Source organism: Nonlabens sp. YIK11 (assembly GCF_001413925.1).
Lineage (GTDB): Bacteria > Bacteroidota > Bacteroidia > Flavobacteriales > Flavobacteriaceae > Nonlabens.
In genome coordinates this window covers 1-22,481 of sequence record NZ_LBMJ01000002.1, presented here as the reverse complement: position 1 = coordinate 22,481, position 22,481 = coordinate 1, and the positions used below count along the sequence as shown (strand labels likewise).

Sequence of the window (22,481 nt, the reverse complement as noted above, 5' to 3'; positions counted from 1 at the left end):
CTCAAAAACATTCTCAGGTAAATAATTTGGTAACCCTTAGATAAATATGCTACAGGAATTGAATACCTCACACCATTTTATTTTTGCTGGAGATCCATGTTCCACAAAAAATTAAAAAAAATTACGCCCACATAGCGAATTTAAGTGGTTTTCAAAATTTAAAACAAAACGTTGCTCTAATAATCCAAATAAATATTTAAATAATTAAAGGTTTAGATGTTTAAACCTTTAAAGTTATATTTATCGAACAATAGATTGAGTGCCTCCTCTACGAGTTCAGGTGAATTCTTGCCTGATCTTTGCTTCTCGACCAATACCAGTTGCTCAAATTTCTCACGTACAGAGTCCGAGATATAGAACCCTTTAACTTTCCTGGATTTTTTAAGAGCAGGTTCCTTTTTCGGTTTGGGAAGTATGTTTTCCTTTTTAGGTTTCTTTAGTGATGATAGATCGTTTTTACTTGGCATCTTGTCCTGTTTTTATGAATTCGTAGATTTTGTTGAATTGGGTCTGTACTTCACGATGGCTATATCTCGTAAGTGGGTCAGCTTGACACATCTGTGCAACCGACATCTCCTTTTCAAATATGGCATCAAAAGCTTTAGAAAATTTGAGTGGAAGAACATTATAGTCGAACCCAGAATTTCGAACGGCGGCTAATACATTTTTATAATCATTTGATTTATGCCACTCTCCCTTTTTAAAATGCTCCTTCCTTTCTTTGGAAAGTTTTGTTGCAACAACCAAAACCTTTCCTTTGAATTCCGGAATATTGCTGATTTCATTTAGTGTTCCTATTCCTCCTGCTAAAGATTTCACCTCATTATAGATGGGTACTATAATAAGGTCAGATTGGATAATTGCAGAAGTTATGCTGTGTGAACTATCCGATATGGTCCCAGCTAAATCGAATACAATATCTATATCATCAGGTATCATAGGGAATGACTCGGAGAGATCTAAGGCTAATAACCTCTCATCGATTATAAAACTATCATAGACGTGGTATGCCTCATTAGTGCCAATGGCGTAGTCATGATCGAGAGCAATGTTGGCGGCAATAGGGGTTTTCCCAGCCCCTCCTTTTGCATTATATACGGTTATTTTCATACAAAACTTTAACATATTAAATGTTACAAATATAAATATATTAAAGTTATTATAATTATATATTTTAAAGGTTTAAAGTTTCAAACATTTAAAGGATTGCGGAATCTTGTTAGCCGATAGTTTACCATGATTGATTGCAGCACCATCCTTTTTGAGTTTATATAATAAAAAAGGGAAACGTGATTCCGCTAAGAAAGCTCTCTACAGAAAATAGAACCACCGTATCCATAATTTTGAGCGGTTCAATGCAAAACAAATAGCATGACCAAGCCCTTTGGAAAACGACCATACCAGGGAAGATAAGCGAGCCTAATTTGGATTTATTGCACTAAACTGGCCGAGAAACTAAGGAGGGAAGACAGCTGCTGTAGCTAGATCTACCTGTTCATACATACCAATCCGCATCAAAAGGAGCTGCCCCAGTACAGTAATGGGGTCACAATCAAACTTCCATATGCCACCAATTCAACGATTACAATTATCAAATCCGTTATGGAAGGTTTGGAAAAAATCTATCGAGACGGTTATTCATATAAAAAAGCTGGCCTCGTGGCGATGGATCTCGCACCAGGTTCAGATGGGCAACTGGCTATATTCTCCAATGCAGATCCGAGACATTCCGCTCTCATGTCAATGATAGCTCAACAAAACGACCTACGGACGGATACGCTTTGCTGGACAGGATCCAATAAAGACCTGGAAGATGCGCCAGGAGTTCAGGAGCAACAGATTTACTAGCAGACTTGGGGAAATCATAGTCGTACGATGTTGATTTCAGATATAGATATCGGTATTTTTTTAGCGATAATCCAAAGGGGTTTTAGGTTAAAAAAAGCCGACGAAAAGCCTCTTTTTTTGATCATTTTTTTATCGAAAAACACTTGTTTATTCCAGTAATAGCCTATCTTTACACTGCATGTGAGCAGGGACAGAGAGGCAACGTGGGAACGACCTTGAGAAGCGGCGAAAGTCATGTACGCGACGCGGGATTGAAGAGAAAAAACCAAAAGATTTTTGCCTAGTTTTTGATTCGTACGAATCAAACTAAAATAAAGCTGTTTAAGCGCGGGAAAAATTTTTTCGGTACAAACTCATGTCGTGACGCCAAACAATTACGCATTGTGTTCTAAATGCTCTTAAAATCCATTTCTCCTGTTTAAATAAAGAATGAGCGTAGCGAAACCTTTTAAATTAAAGTCATTAGGGCTTATTAACATTTCAACAGGGTCTTATCATAATTGCTTTTACTTAATTAATTAAGCTTAATTAATATACTTAATTAAAGAGGTCTTGGATCCCACGGTATTAGTGGCCTAAAGGGATTTAAAACAGACAGGTTACGGACGAAAACAGACAGGTTACGGATGAAAACAGACAGGTTACGGATGTAATACCTATCTTTAACAGACAGATTACGGACGATAAATATGGCTATCAACAGCAAAAAGGGTAAAAAAGTTAATAACGTCGTTACCATACGGCATCCCTACCAGCTTACCGCGAATTTTATAAAGTGGAAGTTTACCCCTGGTGAAAACAGAGTGCTGTTGAAGATACTGCAGCGTATAAAACATAATCAGGTAATGAATATTGATTCACAGCTCAACATCCAGGACAGCGTTACACTAAAGTTCCATTGGCGCGACTTGATGTTGGAAAACGTGAACGACACCAAGAAGCTTAGGGAGGATCTAAAGCTTCTTAGATCAAAATCAATAGCAATACCTTACACAAAGACCTTAAGGGGCGTTACAACAGAGCATGAACGAATCACGGGGCTTATCTCCGAGGCGGACTTCGATTACGGGAAGAGTCATGTCGAGCTGTTCCTAAATTCTCATTGGTACAGTTTCCTTATCGATATATCCAGGGGATTTACCGAGTACAACAGTCTAGTGGCCTACAACCTGAGTACTACGTATTCCATAAAGATGTATTATTTCATCAACCACTGGTTCGACACGGGGGGTAAGACGATGTCCCTGGAGCAGATCCGAAGGGAATTCAACATACCCAGCGACAAATACGCAAAGGATACCGCATCGGCATTCAAGAAGCGTATACTGGATCCAACAAAGAAGGCGCTCGATGAGACGGCCGATAGGTCCTTCAATTATTCAGACATTAAAGAAGGTAGAAGCATCGTTGGGTTCAAGCTGGCCTTCTACAATACCAATAACCATAACCCTACGGTAATAGACTGGAAGGATGTAAACAACTTCTTGGATACTCTCGAACGCCATTTCAAAATGGACACTACACAAAGGGCGAGGCTCTCGGGGTTAGTAAAAAAATACTCTTTTCAAATGATCAAACATTTCTACAATCAGCAGCGCCACGTGGTAGAGGATAACGTGAACGCGGGAATGACCGTCGTAGATGCGTTTTCCAAGGCGCTAAATGACTATAAAATTGAGCCTATAACAGCAGGAAATAGTAATTATTAACCCTAATGCGACGTTAAACAGACAGATTACGGACAAACTCATGTGGGGGAACCAACACCTTAAAATGAAGGCTTTATCAGCCTGAAACTAGCGGTTTTTGCGCTGAACACTGTATTTATCGTTCTTTAAACAGACAGATTACGGACAAACTCATGTGGGGGAACCAACACCTTAAAATGAAGGCTTTATCAGCCTGAAACTAGCGGTTTTTGCGCTGAACACTGTATTTATCGTTCTTTAAACAGACAGATTACGGACAAACTCTCACAGGTTATGGGCCGGTTCAAGCAGTAGTTAAATACTTGTTTATTATCAGTCTATCAATATAAACATCCCTCATAACCATTGTTCTACATGTTATAGAATGGATCCAGCTCAATCAATACCTGTTCAAACAGACAGGTTACGGACAAGCATAGATTCCAGTGTGGAAAATACTTTTATACTTAATATCCGCTATTTATATACTAATAATATCACTTACTAGGAATATAGTTACGCAAACAGACAGATTACGGACGCCTTCGTGTATAAAACTTATAGACACCTAACAAGATGAGTTTTGATGTTATTATAAATACTTGTATAATTTACATTGAAAATAATTTGTGGAAATGGTCGAAAACAAGAAAGAAGCAATAAACAAATACACTCCAGAGCAGCTAAAGGGTTGGGAGGAATATCGAAACGCTCTATTGATTGCTAAGACTAAAAGTGATGACTATTTTGAAAAGGCTATTACTTTTATAAGTTCTGGTTCTTTGGGGCTTACGCTTACATTTCATGATAAAATAGTACCTCTTGAAAAAGCAGTTGTAGTTCCCCTTTTAGCATTTGGATGGTTCTTTCTAGCGGTCACTTTATTCCTAAACTTGATTAGTCATTATAAGGCTAGTAGATCGACGGAGCTTTCTGTAAGTGAGGTAGATATGATAATGGAAATTAAATTTTCCTATTCATCTTTTGTTGATAACCTGAAGAAACGTAATTGGCTGATTAACCTTTTAAATAAAATATCTATTGGATCTTTGGGTTCGGGACTTATTTCAATAATCATCTATGTGTCAATAAACATTTATCATGGCTAAACAAAACCGTAAAATAAAACCGCAAAACAAAACCTTTTCGGGAGACGACATAATAAACAAAGGTCATACAACTCCTTTACCAAAGGCAGAGCTAAACGATAAATTTAAAAAAGAGGATAATGGCGACGAAAAAGGAAAATGAATCCGTTGAAATAGGGAAGAAAATTGATTTAGGAAACACTATTCAAAAACCTAAGCATAATCTGAGGCCTATAGAGGATAAAGACAAAAAATAAAACTTATGGCAAACCAAAAAAAGACCGATGGTCACATGTTCAATCACAGGAGAAATATTAGTTGGGAAGCCCCTAATATTGATCCAGGTGCGGGCTCTACACTTCCTAAGCCACCATCCAACCTAAAACCAGAACCAAAAGATAAGTAATGTAGGCCTCTTTAAAACCCGACCAAATATTGCACATTGTAAAAGAAGAGAGCCTTACTATAGTGAAGTTGGCCAAGCTAATGGAAACATAACAGTATCTCTTCATAGTATTTCGAATTATGATTGAGGAAAATAAGGTGACTATATTTTATTCTTGGCAATCAGATCTGCCGAAGGGGACAAATCAAAATGCTATTCGTAAAGCCCTAAGAAGCGTAGCTAATAAACTTGAGGATGTTACTCCAGAAACTCAGATAATTCTAGATGAAGCAACTAGAAATACGTCTGGTAGTCCAAATATACCTATGACTATTTTTTCTAAAATTTCCAGTTCAGATATATTCATATGTGATTTGACAACCATTAACCGAGAAACATCGGATTTTAGAAAGGTTCCTAATCCGAACGTTTTGATTGAATTGGGTTACGCTATTGCCGAAATAGGATGGGAGAGAATTATAATTCTATTCAATGAAACTTTTGGAAGCTTCCCAAACGACCTTCCTTTTGATATTGACAGACACCGTGCCAGTAGGTTTGCAATCAGTGATACAAAGGATAAAAACGGTATTAAAAACTTAACGGCTTTACTTTCCCTGGCAATAGAAGTGGTAGTTGAACAAAACCCACCATTACCCGCAGAAAAAAGGAAAGAGAACACAACAGGTGTTAAAAAAGAATTGGACATCAAAAAACTAAGAGAGTGCTTGAAATTTATCCATATACCGTCAATGGATTTGTTTTTAGACGAAATACCAGATCGAATTTTGAAACGCACTTTAACTTTTTACGATAATTTCAAAAATGTGATCGAAAGCAACTCCTTTTACATCTACGACAATAAACTTAGTCATCTAATAAACAAATTTAGTAACGAATGGGAGGAAAGTTTGAAATATGGACACCAATATGATGGCGATAGGTCAGAAAATTTCTATGAATATTATTTACCCATGGATAGGTTTCCAAACGAACGATCACAAAAAGAATATGAAATCTTAAAAGAAGTTAGTGTCAATCTTAGAATTGCTTTCAGAGAATTATTGAATTATATCCGCATCAACTTTTTAATGATTGATTTGGACGCCTCTTCGGAAGAAGCTTGGAATAATTACTTGAATCGCCACATCAAATAATAAACCCCTTGATTTTTTTGCAACTAAGGTGTTTTTTTTATAACTTCGTATCATACTGTCGTATACGACAGTATGATGTCTCTTCAACTGAAAATACCATCCTCCTCCCTGTGGGTTAAGCGCATGTGTTTTAATATATGTGCGTTAATAGTTAATAAAACGTAAAAAAATTGCGCCCAAGCTGTTTTCTTCATAAATTCGTATAATACTGTCGTATACGACAGTATTATATGGTCAATATGCGAATAGAATCTTTCGAACGGGCGAAATCTCAAATCATCGCTTATTTTAATCGAATTAACCAACGTGCATATACAACAAATGATATCCTTGATATTTTCAACTTTCACAAAGAGACCTGGAAAATAGCAAAGTACAGAAATCACAAAAACCTAATTGATTTTTTGGTCGAGTGGGATGTTATAACCGTCAAGAAACTACGTCGAAATGTTACTGGTGAGGTTAAGACTATACTATGTCGTCCAAGAGCGAGCAATTATGATATCGCACAGACAATAATAAAGCATGGTTATTTAAGTAATTATAGCGCCATGAGTATACACCAATTGACGGAACAAATTTCTAAATCCTTCTACTTGAGCTATGGTAAAAGTGAAGGGTATATAGAAAATGTGGCACACGAAGAAAACACAATTTTTTTAAGTCAAGAATCAATAGATAAAGCCTTTTCTAAAGTTCAAAGAATAACATCCGAGGTTTATACTTCTATAAATGAAAATTCAAAATTCTTTCTTGTTCAAAAAAAATTTAACGATGAAATTATTGGAATCGTAGAAGAGAACGGTTTACGTTATACAGACTTGGAAAGAACTCTAATCGATATCGTGGTCCGCCCAGCCTATTCAGGGGGGGTTTTTGAAGTGCTCAAAGCTTTTGAGGCTGCCAAGGGTAGTTTAAATGTGAGCCTTTTAAATGACTATTTAACTAGGTTAGGTTATATCTATCCCTATCACCAATCCATTGGTTTTTTTTTAGACAAAGCTGGTTACGATAAATGTGAATATAATATTTTTCTTAGTAAGAAGAGAAGAGTAAGGTTTTACATCACTTATAATATTTCAAACTTAGAATATGATGAAAAGTGGCAAGTATATTATCCTAGAGGATTTTGATCTGTTTGATTAATCTTAAGGTATAATCGTAGTAAAAATCAAACCCTTTGTCGTCTGAGGAAAGCGTATCCGCAACACTGGGCCAGTTCTCCTTTTGGAGATCTTTGTATTCAGGAATAAGCTTTAAAAATTCAAGGGGAACTCTTTTTGCTGCGAATACTTCTTTAATGATTTGGGTATTTTTTTCAGCAGATATATCAAACCCGTGCTGACCGTGAATGTTCCATATATCATAAAAATCACGAGCTCTTCCTTTGGGACTTGCAGTAGCTACAATGTTTTTATATTCTGGGATTGATTGGCATAGTGCACGTAACTTTTCTATAACTATCATTTCTGGAGTATACACCAACATTACCACACCCTCTCTTTCTACCTTTATAGCGTTGTCTATATACTCATAACTACTAATGTCTACCGAAAATTTAGTGCTTTGCCCAGCAATTTTTATGGCATTTCGTCGGGTTTTATCTAGATCATCCTCGAACCAAAGGTCATTAGTCGTTATTTTAAATTTCAGGTTGTACCCTTTCCATTCCAAAACGGTACTTGATTTAGGTTTCTCAATAAAAATAGCATCAAATGCTATCAGACCTTCTTTATTAAACTCGTCGTTTAGTAAAACCTCGATCTTGAGCTGAAGCTTAAGAAACTCTTCTTCGGTAAAATCACCCTTCATTGAATAATCTATATCCATCGATGCCCTGTCGGTGATATCATAGACTAGCTGCAGGGCATTTCCCCCCTTTAATGCCAAACCATACATTAACTTACGGTCATTCATTAACGCGCGAATTGTCAACATTTTAATTTTATCTAGCATATGATTCAGGGACTACCATGTCTAAAATTAAAAGAGTTTTTCACATTTATTTCAAATATGTATAGAATAGTTATAACCATCTATCAAAATGAGTAATTAGCAGCTAAAGTCATCCTCCTTCCTGGAATTTCTGTACTAAAATTTGTTGAAGTTAGTGGACTGATACTCCTGTCTGTTATTGAGTTAATATCTAATAAATTGATTCCATAAATCCCAAACTGCCAGTTACTGTTAGAGGGAGAGTAGTCCGCAGACATATTTATAAACACAAAGTTATCATTACCATAATTCTCCAAAACCCCCTCAATGGTAGCTGATAGATGCTTTACGTTAATGTCAAAATAGGCCCCCGATGAGAATGTGAAATTATCTAAAGTAGACTGTTCTAATTGAACTCTATTGTATGTCGCGTTCATTTCAACGCGTGCAAAAAACTTGTTGCTAATACGCTTTTTAATAGTGAGACTATTGAAATAAGTTAAATTGTCAACCTCTTGAATCGCATTAGGAGAAACAGCAAACAAGCTTTTGTTTAAAGAAATGAAGCTGTTGAAAATCGTATTTATTTTAAATAAACGTAAATAGTTGTTAGTAGTTAGTGTGGCTGAAAGAGAACTATTTCCTTGATTTGAAATTATAGTTTGATTTGTTGACAAATTAGGTTCAAACAAGAATAAGTTGACGAGCGTTTTATTATTGTATGAATAACCTGCTTGTAGAGAGTAACTATGTAAAATAGATTGCAAGGTTAATGAATAAGAAATATTGCTTGACGTAAAAGGTTCATTTATTTGATTGTTTAAGAATTGAGATGTTGGGTCAATTCTGATTGCTAAGGGATTTTTGAATTGGTTATTAATCCATGAACTATTTAGATAGCCTGTCAATTTGTGGAATAAATTAGATTTGACATAATCAACAGTCAAGCTTCCATTGATCAGAGCATCGCTGTTTTGACTACTTCCTAGCTTGGAATCAAAATAATTCAGTCCAACACTTGAAGAGAGTTTAACAGGGCCAAGGTCATAACGAATAAAAGATGATACTTCTGACCTCGCTACAGATTCTGTCTGTCTTTCGTCTGATACGGTAGCTTCGTACACACCAGAATCATGTGATCCGATTAATTCAAGTTTGAAGCTGGTATCTTTAACAATGGGTTGACTTATTTTAAAATTCAGAAAATTACTAGAAAAACCCGTTTTTTGATCAAAACCCAAAGTGCCATCTCCATCAGATAAAGACCCAATCTCTCCATTAGATAATGTGCCTGAAGCTTCAATTGTAGTTACGTTTGCTTCTGACCACTGGCGCTGGTAAATGGCTTCCATAGATAGAATGCTCTTATCTCTGTCTGACTTAAAAATGCCCTGATTTTCATTTATTGTAATATCGTTATTTAAGCTATAATCAAAATCTGATGCGTATATATCTGTGGACAAGAAGTCCTTTTTATTTGTTATGCTATACTGAATGTCTATTTCGTTTAATTTAGAGTATAGTCCTTGTTGTTGCCTTGTTATACGTGTCTCTTCATTTCCGTCTCCAAAAAATGATGTGGTCTGCAGATCATTTCTTGATAGGTATTCCCAATAATTCTTAACCTTAATTAAGATCTCATTCTCTTTATCGATTTTGATGCGTATGTTATCGTCTAAAATATAGGATTCATTGAAAGCACCGACATCTTCAGATAATGGTACCGTTAATGCATTAACTTCTGGCATCCTATATTGATTTTCCAATGAGGTGCTCTTTTTTGTTTTGAGAGTAAATGCTCTGTTGGTAAGTGAAGATTTGCCAAGATTCTGAGTTTCAGCAATGATAAAATTAGTTATACCCTTGGTAACCGCTAAGTTACTTGTGCTTAGCGAATATTCTTGACTTATTCCCTTGTTTAAACCAGCACTCCCCGAGAAAACAACGTCAGAATTGTAATCAACATCAAGAGCAATATCATTGGTTTTCTTTTGTGAAGTAAATCCTTCATTATCGTTGTAGTTTTCGATGATCTTAATCTGAACCATGTCTTTAGGGTTCATAATATCTACAGCAGAATTATAATCCGCGTCAAATAATTTTTGCCCGTTGATTAAAATATCTGTTATTGTTCGCCCTTTAAACTTTATCTCATTCTGCTTAGTCACTTCAAGACCGGGTATTCGCTTCAAGACCTCACTAAAGCGTCTGTCATTGCTATTTTTGAAATAGGGAATTTGAATAATCGTAGTGTCTCCACTTTTTGTAATACTTTTTTTTGCTGTTAAAACAACTTGATCGAGAATCTCCTTTTTATAGGACAACTTAATTTCTATAATTTCTTGTTGGCCCCTTTTTGAAAACTCAATCCTCTCACTATTGTAAGCAGGGTGGCTTACTAAAAACATGAGCTCAGAACCCTCAACATCAAGAAAAGACTCGCCACTAGAGTCAGTAGTCAGTATGGCTAATAAGCCTTTAGAATCGTTTTCAACAATGATTTTAGCATCTGCAATAGGTTCTTCAAAGTTATTTGTCACTCTTATTTTTTGGGAGAATGATGTTTGTGATAAAAGAACAATAAGAATGACAGGGATGTTATTCGATATGGTCGGGATGAATAATTTCAATCTCCTTATAAGGTAAACTAAATGTAGTTCCAGGGGTTTCCGCTCCCATTTTATTAACCAGATCGACTCTAAATTTATCATACTTCCTCACGAATTCTGAATAACTGATAGGGTTTTGGAACTTTTCAAGACTTGTAGGTATTTTACCAGTATAATTTTTATTAATTGACTTAGCTCTCATTGATACCATACCTTGAGGGTCTTCCACTAATAGTATTAATCCAGGAAGACCAAGGAATTTGAATGGCCCATCTGAATAATTTAGCTCAGGAGCATAGTAAAGTTCTAGATAACGACCTCTCCAGCTTATAACCGCTTGTTTACATTCATAACCAAGAATCGTCTTCTTATTTTTTCCAAATTGAAAATCAAAGCTGACGGTATCTATTATGCTTGATATTGTTTTTCCCGATCGTTTTTTATACTTGATTATATTTTTATCCAAATCTTTCAAATATCTCAAGTGGTATTTCGTGCCCTCTGGAAACTCAGTCACCCCTGACTGAGTTCCGAGCAACATTGTATCTATAGACTTATGAAAAAAAGCGCTGTGCTTTCCGTTTGACAAAAGTTTTGAATTAAATGCATGAGTAGCACCTCCATCAGCACTAGGGTCCTTCAATATGTCGAGATAAATCACCTCGATGCTATTTTGGCTGACAGCGTTGAAGGTGCTAAATAAAGCGAAAACCACCAAAATTATTTTGATTGTTCCTTTATATGCTATGCCCATAATTCTAAGTTTTATCATTACCCCATTATAACAGACAGCTGTCTCTTGGCAGAGTCAACGTTACTTTGAGCTTGTAAACATGCAGCAGTTTGTGTATCACCAGTTCCCGTAACACAACTGGTATAACTAAAGCTGTAGTATCCATCTGTACCAGGCTCTCCAACAGAACCAGATCTTGTACAGCAAGTTGACCCTCCATCTAATAAGGTTTCATTGTTTACTGATGTGTTCTCAATATTGGTAAACGACAAGAGGGGAATTGTAAAAAGTAAAAATAAAATTTTCATGAGGAATTGTTTTGATTATTAAAATGGAGAAAGAACAGCGACAACCTTTTCTGCTCTACTCTGGGCTTCTTCACAGGCACGATCCTTATTCCAATCCGAACTTGAAGTGCTGCTATTACAACTCGTCGCCGTTGCAGTAGTATACCCATCAGTGCCTGGCTCCCCCTTAGTTACAGTTTTATCACAGCACTCAGTGGGACCAAATGATTCAACTTGGTTAGGTTCTACCGCAATACTTTCTACCGAATTTACGGAAGTAAAGCTACAGAATAGTGCGACACACGTAATCGTTAATAAAATTGTTTTCATATTATAAATATTATTGGTTCAAAGCTAATTTAAGTGTTTTATTTTCAATCATGTGAATAATTGTAAAAAATAATCCTTTAATAAATTACAATATTCGAAAGCAAGTGGACTATCATACGAGTAGCACTGAGTCCATGCGTATGCAGATGCAGACTTTTCTCGAGGGGTTCCGGGAGAGAAACTACATCGAGGCAAAAGAAAAGGGGTTTGATGACGATGACTTCGTCAGACCTTAAAGGAAAAGAATAAATAATTCCGATTTTTGGTGCTTTTCTAAAAAACGAACTATTTATTATTAAACGATTATGGGAGAATTAGTAAGACTGAGTGTTGACGGTAACGAGCGACTGGCAATATTCCAGGATGATGCATTTATAACGGCTGATGCGATTGTGGACGGCAGCGAACTTCACAGGGCTGATGAAGACATTGAACAGGATTTTTATGTGACAGAATTAGGACACTTGGTGCGCTTTGGAAAGGGTGTGCGCTTTATTTACGTCAGAGATTTGACCGAGGAAGAAAGCAATAGAGTGCGTAATTGGAATGACCTTGAGGAGTAGGCCTTAAAGGAAAGAAACGCGGTGTTTTTGGCTCTTAAAATTCTGAGGGATCCTCAACGAAAGTGGCCAGATCCTGAAGATTCCAATGTTTTTGCCCGACATACTACTACCCAAAACAAATAACTGCTTCATAACCAAAGATCTATGATGCAACGTAAGCAGTCTTATGTCAAGTAGAACTGAATTAAGCTCCTTTAAGGTAGTGAATCCCAAAGGCAAAATAAATTTTAAGGATTACCAATATTAGAAGATTAGAGTAGTCTATTCAACTAAAATTATAGTTGATAAGCGTTTTTCCATTATATTTCAGTGACTTTACGATTCTGAATTAATACATAGAATTATCAATGATAAATACTAAGACCCTCGCAATTTTACTCTGTGTTTTAACTGCTTTTTTAGTTGAAGCTCAGCAAAATAGTATGGGAGTGGTCAATTATGGTCATAAGGAAAGTTTTGGTATGGGAGCTCCAATAGGAATTGACTACAATGCTAACCTCGTATTTAACTCCAAAGAGTCATCCTACCTTTTTGCTAGTGATTCTCTTGAAGGAAAACACATAAGGGAAATGAAAACATTTAGAAAAAGTGATAAGGCGGTGTTTTTGATCCAAATGAAAACATCTCCAAAAGGCTATATCTACAACTTGATCAGAGAAGAAAATATGATGCTTGCAAAAGATTTACATGATTTCTACGTAAAGGACTCCATCCCATCCATAGCCTGGGATATAAAAGAAGAAACCAAAGTTATAGGAGGATTAAGCTGTACCAAGGCCGAGGCTTCTTTCAATGGTCGCGATTATACGGCGTGGTTTACTTTTGAGATACCATTACCTTATGGTCCTTGGAAACTCAACGGTCTTCCTGGAATAATACTAGAAGCATACGATACTAATAAAGAAATATTTTTCTATTTCAAGTCTATAGAATACCCCAGCAAAAATGAATTATTCATTACGAAACCGTTTCTTTCTGATAAAAAAAGTGAGTGGATTTCTTCTTTAGAATATGCTAAAGGCTTGAAAGCTGTTCATATAAGAAAACAAAAGGTAGGAATGATGCTCTCAGAACAGTCTCCAAATGCTAATTCATCAAGACAATTTGCTCCTATGCTTAAATTCAATTTAGAGTCTTTTGATGAGTAAGATCTATTATTTTCTTACATTTCTTCTAATATCAATACAGGTTCTTTCACAAGGGATAACCGTTCAGGGTACCGTTATAGATTCAACTAACACTCCTATAGAAAATGCTAGCGCAGTTATATACAAGGGTGGTAAATATCTCAATTATAAATCCAGTAGTAATCTAGGTTATTTTGAACTCGATATTCAAGGTGTAAGGTTTACCGACACTTTGGAGTTACGTGTAAATGCTTTGGGATATGGCGAATTTACTAGCGATGTAGTTTTGAAAAATGGAATAACAGTTTATAAGATACCTGTTAAGCTACGGACACGTGTAGAAAGTTTGGACCAGATCGTCTTGGAACCTTGGCAAAAAATAAAAATAAATACAGACACAATTACTTTTAAAGCAGCAGCATTCACGGATGGTAGTGAACAGGTTGTAGAAGACTTACTTAAAAATATACCTGGTGTTGAAGTAAGTGATAATGGAAATATTAAGGTGAATGGAAAATCTATTGACAAGCTTTTAGTAGAGGGAGACGACATTTTTGCGGATAGATATAAGTTGCTTTCCAAAAACTTAAATTCAAATACCATATCTGAGGTTGAAATCCTTAATAATTTCGAGGATAATCCTATTCTAAAATCGTTTCAAGATTCAGAAAAAGTCGCGATAAATCTTAAGCTAAAGGAAGACCAACTTAATGTTTGGTTTGGTAATGCTAATTTGGGGTTGGGAACTAATGAACGGTACGAAATATCCAATACAGTTGGTCTTTTAAGAAAAGATATCAAGCTTTTCAATCTAACAAAACTCAATAATATCAGCGAATTGGCAGGATCACAGGTCAATTCAGAGCAACAGTTGGGTTCAGATGGGCACGTCAGCAGATTCAGTGACCCTATACTTAACATTGATAATCTAACTTCTTCTAAGTTTAGTTATAATGAAGATGTTTTCAATAATTCATTGCTGAACTCTTTTGGCGTCAATAAAAGTTTAGGGTCTAATGTTAAATTAAGAAGCTTGACCTATTATTCAAGTGATAGAATCAATAAATCAAATAATAGTAGAACTGAACTTTATACATCTGATGATATCATTGAATATACTGAAAACAATGATTTTGAATCGAGAGATGTTATAATTGGTACTGATTTGGAATTAAAATACTTGACTGATAACCAAACATATTATCAGTATGAATTTACCTATCAGACACTTCCTACCAATCGAGATGTGTTGTTAGATTTTAATGGTGAAACAATTAATCAAAATCAGGATTTGGAAAGACAAAGGTTCGTAAATAACCTTACTGTTACTAAAAAAATCTCTGATGGGTTATTGCTCAACGTAAACTCGTATCTAGGTTACAATTCCTTGCGAGATGAATATAAAATAGCCCCTAATATCTACAGCTTTATCCCAGGAAACGATGAGTCTTCTAATATTGTAACTCAATCCCTTAGTCAGCCCATGTTATATGCTGGCGCATCCACAGAATTCATTAATAAATGGTCGAACTCTAATTTAGGTCTAAAATTAGATGCTGATTACGAACATTATGATCTGGATGGAGATATTTTACTCAATAATGGGTTTGTGTCAGATACACTTACTACTAGAACTGGCTATCAAAAAGTCCTATTTAAAGGCGAACTTCAATACGCTCATAATTTGAACAGGTTTTTAAAAATAAACTCTTCAATATCCATAGCTCCAACAACTACTAAGCTCAAAGGTGAACGTAGAACCTTTTTATTTTTTAATCCTAATGTAGGTCTAACCTATAAAAAAAATGCATTCGGAACTTTTGGTTTGAATTATTCGTATAACAATGACCTTCCTCAATCAGACCGGCTCAATGATGGTTATCTATTCGAAAATTATAGGACTATTCGAAGAGGGTTTCAAAATATAGAAAGTATAAATAGCCACAATTTCAGCTTAAGATATTACCTAAGAGATTATGAAAAGCTTTTCCTAATTAATTCAAGCGTATTGTACCGTGTCTCAGATAGATCTTATGGTATAGAGAGTGATGTAAGTGAACGGGTAAGTATTTTTCAAGATGTATTACTGGATGGTAACAGCTCTTTATTATTTGACTTCAATTTCACGAGGTACTTGGACATACTACCCATCTCTATTAAACTAGGTACACAACAATCTATAAGCAGGAATAGCATCGCGGTTAATGGTAATTTTGAAGATATTCAAAGCTTAACTTCAAATTATCGTATTCAGGGAACTACCTACTTTAAAATCCCGATCAACTTTAAGTTCTATTCTGAATACAATTTTACAAGGTCAGACTTTAACGATCAGATATTCAAAAATAACTACGTGGAATCTTCTATTGATTTAATCTACAATTTGAAAAAATTGTTGAATCTAAAATTGAATGCTACGCACTACTATATCAATGAAGATAATTTTTTATTCCTGAACGGAGATATAAACTATACACCAAAAAAGGGTAGTTTTTCTTACACCATCAAAGGGCGAAATTTGAGTGATCTAAATGAGTTTGACGATGTGCAGATTTCAAGTTTTCAGAAGCGGATTTCAAGTTTTGATATTTTACCCTCATACCTATTACTGAACATAAAATTCAGGTATTGACAATCTAACAAGTGAAATAGTTGTAATCTTATTATCTGAAAACTAAACATGCTCCTGCAAATTGTTATGCGCTTGAATTGTCATGTGATCATTATGGCAAATGTCTTGTAGGGTTTGTTTTTGTTGTCTTTTGCGACTTTCCAAGCTAACTCTTCTGTGGTTTTTTGCAATTCTTCTAATCCATAGTAAACCTTATTACCTTTTAAAGGCTCTAGATCTAATGGCTCAAAAGCTCCTTGAGGATATTGATATGGAACAAAAGCTATCCCTTCAGAAACAATATAAAATCTCCAAGATATTCCTTTCATTGAATACTTTTCAGTTATCAATTTACATACTTCTTCTGCAAACTCTTTTTGTATATGTGTTAACTTCATCGTTCGTTTAAGGAATAGGGGATTATTTCAACAAGATAAGTTATCATGTGTAGGTAAAGTATTTCCTCTATTATTTTTATCAATTACCTAACCAAATCTGATATCATGCAATTTAGGCATCATATCCAACGAAATTAATTATATATGAGTGCAAGTTCACATGATACAAGAGTTTTTGAAAATATGCTTGAACAGAATTTTCAACAGAGAATCAAATATGCTAAGTCCCTTTTGCCTGAAAGAGCTAAGTCAAATGGTGAAATTGTTGGATTAGCTATTCTCAGTGCTATTTCGAATACATATAAGAGTATGGAAAAAACCTTTATTAACGATCCTAGTACGAATAAGTTATTTTCTAATGAAGAGATACTTAGATCTATGGATAAAGTAATGGATAAAGTAAAAAGATTACATCAAATAAATTAGGTTTTAAGTTTGATGATTTAGCTTTTATGAATCATTACTTTTTAGTTGCATACGAGTCTTATGCCAAGTTGTGAGGTGTTTTTTGGGTCTACCAGTGCCAGCGGTAATATCAATCCGGTTCTTTCTTTTTTCTATCTTCTTCCATCTGACATGTGGTCTGATTTGTACAATGATTAGATAAGCTGCAACGATGCAGGTCCAAATCCAACCAAGATCGTTGATCTTCACTATTGCACTTAGGATGATTCCGACGATGTTAAATACAGTGGTTTTGGGGTTTAAGTTTTTCATAGTTCACGTTTATATAAGTATGTATGGTTGGAGATAAAAGCCAGATTTTATTTTTATTTATTAGAATTGTATTTCTTCATTATTGATCTACACTAGCAATAGTGCGGTTTTCGAGCAATCTACTTTAATTAAAAATTTAAAGTGCTCTACAGTGGTAATCTGCCAGAAAAACAATTGTAGGTAAGAATCCAGATTTTAAAAAGTACAGCCCATTCTGGCTATTAACGGGAAGAGGGTTGGATCTGTTTTTTTTGGATTTTCGCAAAAATACTCCCACATTCTAGGTTTCTCCAAAACCATTAAATTTTAAGATGATACCAGAAAAAAAAACACCCTAGTTCTTTTGAAGAACCAGGGTGTTTGAGATGTCTTAGAATGAATATGTATCTAGATAGGATTTGTTATCCGCTGGGTTTAAGTACAGATATAAGTCAATCCAATAGCCATTGCTTGTAGAAAAAATCCAATTATTATTATCCTTTTGAAAAGTACACTTCTTGTTTTAAGCGCTTTTGTGTCTGACATTACAGTATCTATCTTTTTGAGTAATTCTTTGATTCTGTATTGGTTTTTTTCTTCTTCAGACCAACCAGGAATAGTTGCGTTGAATATACTCTCATTAGGTTTTTCAAGAGGTTCGGGTTCAAAGTGGAACAATCGATAAACCCCATACATATCTAGTGCTAGACCTATTAAAGCTAAGGTTTTAGACGCTATACCTATATACCAACATGTATTAATATAAAATTCGCTAATCATCTTCACGATCCTTTTCAGAAAAGACAATATTCAGATCGTAAATGGTACGACGGAGCTCGTACAAGAAGTCAAGCTGTTGGGTACGAATGACTGCTTCAAGTAGCCAATCCGGATCTTCGTTGGATATGAATTTCATCGATGCCTGGAGCGTTAATTCCTCAAGTGATTCAATGTCGATATCTTCATCATAGATCATCTCTAGTTCGGACAAAATATATTCCTCGAGCTCTTTAGACGAGTGGCAATCGAATATTTCAATTTCAATGGATGTCCAGTAGAATTCTGCTATCTCGTGGACTATGTCAATGGCTAGTTTCATAGGTTTTTCCCTTTATTTCTTCCTTGATTTCTTTGGTTTCGTTGTTCTAGGACTGCATTAAGCTGAGTTTCCAAAAACTTTGGGTTTCTCATTGCTATCTGCAGCTGCTTGTAATCCTTCGCTTCTTTCTGGGCACTAAACATCAATTTTCTCGCTTGATCTAGATGTTGGTCCATTCTTTCCTTGGATTTCTTGCGTTCCTCTTCGGATCGCTGAGCCATGTTGATCAGCATCTGCTGGTCTCTTATGATCTTCTGAAAATCTTCCTTGACCTTTTCTGGCTTCAAGCGCATATCCATTTTTGAAGGATCTGGAACTTCCTTTTTCATGGCCATTTCATTGGCTCTTTCAAGCCTGGCATTGTAGGCTTGTTGAGTCTCATGAGTGGTACCGCTATATCGGAGCCCTCGCTCGAGACCAAAAGGTTTCACTATCTCTGCGTACCTGTCCAGGCGCTCACGCAGCACCTCTTTATTGCCTATGATCTCTTTTGCTGACAGTCGTCCATCTTCAGTAAGCGGTACAGTTATGGCGTGGATATGTGGTGTCTTCTCATCCATGTGGAGTACAAATCGAACGATATTGTCTTTTCCGTACTCTCTCTGAAGGAAGTTTGAGCATGCCTTTTGCCACTCGAAAAACTTATCCTCATCTGCAGCCAGCTTCATCATTTCCTCGTGGCTACCCGTGAATATGTGCTTGATCAGTCGAACTGCATCTTTACGAATCGGGGCTAATTCATTGGAGTTTTTCCTGGTCTTCTTGTAGCCTTTCTGAATCACTCGATTGATGGCGATGGGCACCGGAACATCATGAAATTTATTGGGAACTGGGTAGGATCTGTTCAAATGGGTTTTGGTCGGATCAGCATGTTTGTAGGTATGCTTCCATTTTTCTTCACGGTCAATATGGCCACCTACTCCGGCACCAGATCCCTTTCCTTTTGACACTACCATTACCGCAAAATTACCCATAGCTATTCCGATTGTTCTGTTTTCCAAATATAGAAAAAAAAGCCTCGCAGAGCCTATTGACTTTGTGCAAAGTCTTATAGGAAATACTTAATCGATAAGAGCAATAATCACCACCCTACCTTTTCCCCACTTTTTTTCCTTCCACACCACCCACTTTTCTTCCTTCTCCCTCTCTTCTCATGCACCTCCTTTTCCCTTTCATCTCCCCCTACTTTTTTCCTTTTCACTTCTCTCTCCACTCTCCTACTTTTCCTTTTCCACTCTCCTCGCTTTTCTCCCTTTTCCTATTTTCCCCATACCTACCTTTTCCCCTTCACCCTTTTTCTTCTTTTTCCCATTCCGCTACATTTGGGTATGAAGAAAAAATTGAGGGATCTACCTAGATGGTATCGGATCTGTAGGATCTACATTCTCGATTTTGCCAATCTGTTCTGGCCTTACGGTTCTCCAGACGATGGATTCACGGACCAATTTCTCAATGGCCGAAAGAAAGACAAGTGAATAATCGATTTAAGCGGTTTTAAGAGCGGTTAAAATCCACGACCTAGAAGAACACATTTCTTTCCTTTAAGCCTGCAGAGCGGCTTAAAATTGGTCGAAACTTGGATTCTCGCGGCCCGGCAATAGATGACTTTTACCTGTCTTTTCATCAATTGCGTATTAAAGAGGTTTGTAGAGTTTTTCGAACAGCTTAAAATCTATGACTTTTCTTATTAATGATTTTAAAAAATGTTTTGATATCGAGAACCAATACGAAAAACTAGCTGATTTTGTTAAAAATATGATAGAAGTGGCTAAAAGAGATCTCGATGAAAAACCGCATGTAAGACTTGAATCGACAGCTAGGCAAAGAATAAAATATGATTCTGAACAAGACTTTTGGAGCGCTCCATGTATCAAAACTAAGGTTTTGATAAATCGAACAAGTCTCTCAGGTCACTATCCATGGCGGTAACCAGAATTACCAATGTGGAAATATTTGGTGCTACTCTGCCAGATTCCAGTTTATAAATATACTGACGATCCATAAGGACCAACGACCCTAGTTCAATTTGGGTAAGATTCTTGCTTTTACGCAACCTTTTTAGCAGCTCACCGACCATGAGTGGTGATTTTATCTTGATCTCCCTTATCTGTTTTTCGGTTAATTGCATTCATGACCAAGGTCTAAAGAACACACAGTATATTTGTAACCTTAAAACACTGCACTAACCTTAAAATATTTCCATGTATTACGAAGTTGAAAACAAAAAGATCTCAAAAGAATTAAAGAGTCTGAGTAGAGATTACTGGATCATAGAATCTGGGAAATTTAAATATTCTATTGAAGAGTTATTTGGTAGCGATAAAGAGCACAACATAAAAATTTTTAGAACAGTTGAAACACGTTGGGTCATATAAAATAGAGGGAAAATGTAACGATTGTTTAAGGAATAGGGATTGGTTTGTAAGCAATAGGGATGAATATTATAAAATAGTTGCGTTGTTGGCAAGTAAAAATGGCCACATTTGCCCTGAATGTGAGGTATATTCTTTAAATCCGTTTATGAGTTTATTCTGGCCAAGGAAATTGTGATGTTATCTCAAAAACATTCTCAGGTAAATAATTTGGTAACCCTTAGATAAATATGCTACAGGAATTGAATACCTCACACCATTTTATTTTTTGCTGGAGATCCATGTTCCACAAAAAATTAAAAAAAATTACGCCCACATAGCGAATTTAAGTGGTTTTCAAAATTTAAAACAAAACGTTGCTCTAATAATCCAAATAAATATTTAAATAATTAAAGGTTTAGATGTTTAAACCTTTAAAGTTATATTTATCGAACAATAGATTGAGTGCCTCCTCTACGAGTTCAGGTGAATTCTTGCCTGATCTTTGCTTCTCGACCAATACCAGTTGCTCAAATTTCTCACGTACAGAGTCCGAGATATAGAACCCCTTTAACTTTCCTGGATTTTTTAAGAGCAGGTTCCTTTTTCGGTTTGGGAAGTATGTTTTCCTTTTTAGGTTTCTTTAGTGATGATAGATCGTTTTTACTTGGCATCTTGTCCTGTTTTTATGAATTCGTAGATTTTGTTGAATTGGGTCTGTACTTCACGATGGCTATATCTCGTAAGTGGGTCAGCTTGACACATCTGTGCAACCGACATCTCCTTTTCAAATATGGCATCAAAAGCTTTTAGAAAATTTGAGTGGAAGAACATTATAGTCGAACCCAGAATTTCGAACCGGCGGCTAATACATTTTTATAATCATTTGATTTATGCCACTCTCCCTTTTTAAAATGCTCCTTCCTTTCTTTGGAAAGTTTTGTTGCAACAACCAAAACCTTTCCTTTGAATTCCGGAATATTGCTGATTTCATTTAGTGTTCCTATTCCTCCTGCTAAAGATTTCACCTCATTATAGATGGGTACTATAATAAGGTCAGATTGGATAATTGCAGAAGTTATGCTGTGTGAACTATCCGATATGGTCCCAGCTAAATCGAATACAATATCTATATCATCAGGTATCATAGGGAATGACTCGGAGAGATCTAAGGCTAATAACCTCTCATCGATTATAAAACTATCATAGACGTGGTATGCCTCATTAGTGCCAATGGCGTAGTCATGATCGAGAGCAATGTTGGCGGCAATAGGGGTTTTCCCAGCCCCTCCTTTTGCATTATATACGGTTATTTTCATACAAAACTTTAACATATTAAATGTTACAAATATAAATATATTAAAGTTATTATAATTATATATTTTAAAAGGTTTAAAGTTTCAAACATTTAAAGGATTGCGGAATCTTGTTAGCCGATAGTTTACCATGATTGATTGCAGCACCATCCTTTTTGAGTTTATATAATAAAAAAGGGAAACGTGATTCCGCTAAGAAAGCTCTCTACAGAAAATAGAACCACCGTATCCATAATTTTGAGCGGTTCAATGCAAAACAA

The 22,481-nt window shown here is 35.8% G+C and carries 25 protein-coding genes and 1 pseudogene; 14 read left to right on the top strand and 12 right to left on the bottom strand.

Annotated features, from left to right (window positions below; translation table 11 throughout):
* Positions 1-456: 456 nt before the first annotated feature.
* Positions 457-1,110, bottom strand: a complete 654-nt coding sequence (locus AAU57_RS14700) for a ParA family protein (RefSeq protein ID WP_055413819.1) — start codon at positions 1,108-1,110, stop codon at positions 457-459.
* 375 nt (positions 1,111-1,485) lie between these two features.
* Here AAU57_RS14700 and AAU57_RS15375 point away from each other — a divergent pair.
* The 8 genes and pseudogenes from AAU57_RS15375 to AAU57_RS14670 form a co-directional block, all read left to right on the top strand.
* Positions 1,486-1,689 (top strand): annotated as a pseudogene (locus AAU57_RS15375) (SOS mutagenesis and repair protein UmuC); the annotation flags it as partial.
* 124 nt (positions 1,690-1,813) lie between these two features.
* Positions 1,814-1,882, top strand: a complete 69-nt coding sequence (locus AAU57_RS15370) for a DUF4113 domain-containing protein (protein ID WP_082438683.1) — start codon at positions 1,814-1,816, stop codon at positions 1,880-1,882.
* Between the two features lie 655 nt (positions 1,883-2,537).
* Positions 2,538-3,557 (top strand): replication initiation protein, encoded by a 1,020-nt coding sequence (locus AAU57_RS14685; RefSeq protein ID WP_055413816.1) that lies wholly within the window; start codon positions 2,538-2,540, stop codon positions 3,555-3,557.
* Between the two features lie 614 nt (positions 3,558-4,171).
* The gene (locus AAU57_RS14680; protein WP_055413815.1) at positions 4,172-4,645 is read left to right on the top strand and encodes a hypothetical protein; all 474 of its coding nucleotides are present in this window, start codon (positions 4,172-4,174) and stop codon (positions 4,643-4,645) included.
* Positions 4,638-4,787, top strand: a complete 150-nt coding sequence (locus AAU57_RS15170; RefSeq protein ID WP_156340345.1) for a hypothetical protein — start codon at positions 4,638-4,640, stop codon at positions 4,785-4,787. The genes AAU57_RS14680 and AAU57_RS15170 overlap by 8 nt, the downstream gene beginning before the upstream one ends.
* A gap of 99 nt (positions 4,788-4,886) precedes the next feature.
* Positions 4,887-5,030: a hypothetical protein gene (locus tag AAU57_RS15165; RefSeq protein ID WP_156340342.1), complete on the top strand. Its 144-nt coding sequence runs from the start codon at positions 4,887-4,889 to the stop codon at positions 5,028-5,030.
* A gap of 119 nt (positions 5,031-5,149) precedes the next feature.
* On the top strand, positions 5,150-6,166 hold the full coding sequence (locus AAU57_RS14675; protein WP_055413814.1) for a TIR domain-containing protein: 1,017 nt from the start codon (positions 5,150-5,152) through the stop codon (positions 6,164-6,166).
* Positions 6,167-6,405: 239 nt separating this feature from the next.
* Positions 6,406-7,299 (top strand): hypothetical protein, encoded by an 894-nt coding sequence (locus tag AAU57_RS14670; protein WP_156340339.1) that lies wholly within the window; start codon positions 6,406-6,408, stop codon positions 7,297-7,299.
* Here the strand turns inward: AAU57_RS14670 and AAU57_RS14665 are convergent.
* The 4 genes from AAU57_RS14665 to AAU57_RS15160 form a co-directional block, all read right to left on the bottom strand.
* Entirely contained in the window at positions 7,286-8,122 is an 837-nt protein-coding gene (locus AAU57_RS14665) for a nucleotidyl transferase AbiEii/AbiGii toxin family protein (protein ID WP_055413812.1), read from the bottom strand. The genes AAU57_RS14670 and AAU57_RS14665 overlap by 14 nt on opposite strands.
* Before the next feature lie 83 nt (positions 8,123-8,205).
* Positions 8,206-10,641 carry a hypothetical protein gene (locus tag AAU57_RS14660; RefSeq protein WP_055413811.1) on the bottom strand — a complete coding sequence of 812 codons (2,436 nt, stop codon included), beginning with the start codon at positions 10,639-10,641 and terminating at the stop codon, positions 8,206-8,208.
* A gap of 58 nt (positions 10,642-10,699) precedes the next feature.
* Positions 10,700-11,482: a GLPGLI family protein gene (locus AAU57_RS14655; RefSeq protein ID WP_082438681.1), complete on the bottom strand. Its 783-nt coding sequence runs from the start codon at positions 11,480-11,482 to the stop codon at positions 10,700-10,702.
* Positions 11,482-11,715, bottom strand: a complete 234-nt coding sequence (locus tag AAU57_RS15160; protein ID WP_156340336.1) for a hypothetical protein — start codon at positions 11,713-11,715, stop codon at positions 11,482-11,484. Before AAU57_RS15160 ends, AAU57_RS14655 begins: the two co-directional genes overlap by 1 nt.
* A 650-nt stretch (positions 11,716-12,365) precedes the next feature.
* Here AAU57_RS15160 and AAU57_RS14645 point away from each other — a divergent pair.
* The 3 genes from AAU57_RS14645 to AAU57_RS14635 all read left to right on the top strand — a co-directional run bounded on the left by AAU57_RS14645 (position 12,366) and on the right by AAU57_RS14635 (position 16,382).
* Positions 12,366-12,623, top strand: coding sequence for a hypothetical protein (locus tag AAU57_RS14645; protein ID WP_055413808.1), 258 nt, complete (start codon positions 12,366-12,368; stop codon positions 12,621-12,623).
* A 347-nt stretch (positions 12,624-12,970) separates the two neighbouring features.
* Entirely contained in the window at positions 12,971-13,771 is an 801-nt protein-coding gene (locus AAU57_RS14640) for a GLPGLI family protein (protein ID WP_082438680.1), read from the top strand.
* A complete protein-coding gene (locus tag AAU57_RS14635; RefSeq protein ID WP_055413806.1) occupies positions 13,764-16,382 on the top strand; it encodes a TonB-dependent receptor in 2,619 nt (872 codons plus the stop codon). Before AAU57_RS14640 ends, AAU57_RS14635 begins: the two co-directional genes overlap by 8 nt.
* A gap of 80 nt (positions 16,383-16,462) precedes the next feature.
* On the opposite strand, the gene AAU57_RS14630 is transcribed toward AAU57_RS14635, so the two are convergent.
* The gene (locus tag AAU57_RS14630) at positions 16,463-16,759 is read right to left on the bottom strand and encodes a hypothetical protein (protein WP_055413805.1); all 297 of its coding nucleotides are present in this window, start codon (positions 16,757-16,759) and stop codon (positions 16,463-16,465) included.
* Between the two features lie 144 nt (positions 16,760-16,903).
* On the opposite strand from AAU57_RS14630, the gene AAU57_RS14625 reads away from it, so the two are divergent.
* Positions 16,904-17,185, top strand: coding sequence for a hypothetical protein (locus AAU57_RS14625; protein WP_156340334.1), 282 nt, complete (start codon positions 16,904-16,906; stop codon positions 17,183-17,185).
* A 24-nt stretch (positions 17,186-17,209) separates the two neighbouring features.
* Here the strand turns inward: AAU57_RS14625 and AAU57_RS14620 are convergent, their stop codons facing one another.
* From AAU57_RS14620 to mobV, 4 genes are all read right to left on the bottom strand, one after another.
* The gene (locus AAU57_RS14620; RefSeq protein WP_055413803.1) at positions 17,210-17,476 is read right to left on the bottom strand and encodes a hypothetical protein; all 267 of its coding nucleotides are present in this window, start codon (positions 17,474-17,476) and stop codon (positions 17,210-17,212) included.
* Positions 17,477-17,890: 414 nt separating this feature from the next.
* Entirely contained in the window at positions 17,891-18,235 is a 345-nt protein-coding gene (locus AAU57_RS14615) for a hypothetical protein (protein WP_055413802.1), read from the bottom strand.
* Positions 18,228-18,554, bottom strand: a complete 327-nt coding sequence (locus tag AAU57_RS15155) for a hypothetical protein (protein WP_156340331.1) — start codon at positions 18,552-18,554, stop codon at positions 18,228-18,230. The genes AAU57_RS14615 and AAU57_RS15155 overlap by 8 nt, the downstream gene beginning before the upstream one ends.
* The gene (mobV, locus tag AAU57_RS14605; protein WP_055413800.1) at positions 18,551-19,528 is read right to left on the bottom strand and encodes a MobV family relaxase; all 978 of its coding nucleotides are present in this window, start codon (positions 19,526-19,528) and stop codon (positions 18,551-18,553) included. Before mobV ends, AAU57_RS15155 begins: the two co-directional genes overlap by 4 nt.
* Before the next feature lie 354 nt (positions 19,529-19,882).
* Between mobV and AAU57_RS15150 the strand changes: the two genes are divergently transcribed.
* On the top strand, positions 19,883-20,029 hold the full coding sequence (locus AAU57_RS15150) for a hypothetical protein (RefSeq protein WP_156340325.1): 147 nt from the start codon (positions 19,883-19,885) through the stop codon (positions 20,027-20,029).
* Positions 20,030-20,228: 199 nt separating this feature from the next.
* Positions 20,229-20,483: a hypothetical protein gene (locus AAU57_RS15365; RefSeq protein ID WP_055413799.1), complete on the top strand. Its 255-nt coding sequence runs from the start codon at positions 20,229-20,231 to the stop codon at positions 20,481-20,483.
* Here the strand turns inward: AAU57_RS15365 and AAU57_RS14930 are convergent.
* Together AAU57_RS14930 and AAU57_RS14595 are read right to left on the bottom strand one after the other, a co-directional pair.
* A complete protein-coding gene (locus tag AAU57_RS14930; protein WP_082438679.1) occupies positions 20,431-20,682 on the bottom strand; it encodes a helix-turn-helix domain-containing protein in 252 nt (83 codons plus the stop codon). The two genes, AAU57_RS15365 and AAU57_RS14930, sit on opposite strands and share 53 nt — an antisense overlap.
* A 1,056-nt stretch (positions 20,683-21,738) precedes the next feature.
* Positions 21,739-22,224 carry a ParA family protein gene (locus AAU57_RS14595; RefSeq protein ID WP_055413798.1) on the bottom strand — a complete coding sequence of 162 codons (486 nt, stop codon included), beginning with the start codon at positions 22,222-22,224 and terminating at the stop codon, positions 21,739-21,741.
* Positions 22,225-22,481: the final 257 nt, after the last annotated feature.

What these genes read in the sequence shown, in the direction of transcription:
- AAU57_RS14700 (WP_055413819.1), bottom strand. Translation starts at nt 1,110, where the DNA reads ATGAAAATAACCGTATATAATGCAAAAGGAGGGGCTGGGAAAACCCCT.
- AAU57_RS14685 (WP_055413816.1), top strand. Translation starts at nt 2,538, where the DNA reads ATGGCTATCAACAGCAAAAAGGGTAAAAAAGTTAATAACGTCGTTACC.
- AAU57_RS14680 (WP_055413815.1), top strand. Translation starts at nt 4,172, where the DNA reads ATGGTCGAAAACAAGAAAGAAGCAATAAACAAATACACTCCAGAGCAG.
- AAU57_RS15170 (WP_156340345.1), top strand. Translation starts at nt 4,638, where the DNA reads ATGGCTAAACAAAACCGTAAAATAAAACCGCAAAACAAAACCTTTTCG.
- AAU57_RS15165 (WP_156340342.1), top strand. Translation starts at nt 4,887, where the DNA reads ATGGCAAACCAAAAAAAGACCGATGGTCACATGTTCAATCACAGGAGA.
- AAU57_RS14675 (WP_055413814.1), top strand. Translation starts at nt 5,150, where the DNA reads ATGATTGAGGAAAATAAGGTGACTATATTTTATTCTTGGCAATCAGAT.
- AAU57_RS14670 (WP_156340339.1), top strand. Translation starts at nt 6,406, where the DNA reads ATGCGAATAGAATCTTTCGAACGGGCGAAATCTCAAATCATCGCTTAT.
- AAU57_RS14665 (WP_055413812.1), bottom strand. Translation starts at nt 8,122, where the DNA reads ATGCTAGATAAAATTAAAATGTTGACAATTCGCGCGTTAATGAATGAC.
- AAU57_RS14655 (WP_082438681.1), bottom strand. Translation starts at nt 11,482, where the DNA reads ATGATAAAACTTAGAATTATGGGCATAGCATATAAAGGAACAATCAAA.
- AAU57_RS14645 (WP_055413808.1), top strand. Translation starts at nt 12,366, where the DNA reads ATGGGAGAATTAGTAAGACTGAGTGTTGACGGTAACGAGCGACTGGCA.
- AAU57_RS14640 (WP_082438680.1), top strand. Translation starts at nt 12,971, where the DNA reads ATGATAAATACTAAGACCCTCGCAATTTTACTCTGTGTTTTAACTGCT.
- AAU57_RS14635 (WP_055413806.1), top strand. Translation starts at nt 13,764, where the DNA reads ATGAGTAAGATCTATTATTTTCTTACATTTCTTCTAATATCAATACAG.
- AAU57_RS14630 (WP_055413805.1), bottom strand. Translation starts at nt 16,759, where the DNA reads ATGAAGTTAACACATATACAAAAAGAGTTTGCAGAAGAAGTATGTAAA.
- AAU57_RS14625 (WP_156340334.1), top strand. Translation starts at nt 16,904, where the DNA reads ATGAGTGCAAGTTCACATGATACAAGAGTTTTTGAAAATATGCTTGAA.
- AAU57_RS14620 (WP_055413803.1), bottom strand. Translation starts at nt 17,476, where the DNA reads ATGAAAAACTTAAACCCCAAAACCACTGTATTTAACATCGTCGGAATC.
- AAU57_RS14615 (WP_055413802.1), bottom strand. Translation starts at nt 18,235, where the DNA reads ATGATTAGCGAATTTTATATTAATACATGTTGGTATATAGGTATAGCG.
- AAU57_RS15155 (WP_156340331.1), bottom strand. Translation starts at nt 18,554, where the DNA reads ATGAAACTAGCCATTGACATAGTCCACGAGATAGCAGAATTCTACTGG.
- mobV (WP_055413800.1), bottom strand. Translation starts at nt 19,528, where the DNA reads ATGGGTAATTTTGCGGTAATGGTAGTGTCAAAAGGAAAGGGATCTGGT.
- AAU57_RS15150 (WP_156340325.1), top strand. Translation starts at nt 19,883, where the DNA reads ATGAAGAAAAAATTGAGGGATCTACCTAGATGGTATCGGATCTGTAGG.
- AAU57_RS15365 (WP_055413799.1), top strand. Translation starts at nt 20,229, where the DNA reads ATGACTTTTCTTATTAATGATTTTAAAAAATGTTTTGATATCGAGAAC.
- AAU57_RS14930 (WP_082438679.1), bottom strand. Translation starts at nt 20,682, where the DNA reads ATGCAATTAACCGAAAAACAGATAAGGGAGATCAAGATAAAATCACCA.
- AAU57_RS14595 (WP_055413798.1), bottom strand. Translation starts at nt 22,224, where the DNA reads ATGAAAATAACCGTATATAATGCAAAAGGAGGGGCTGGGAAAACCCCT.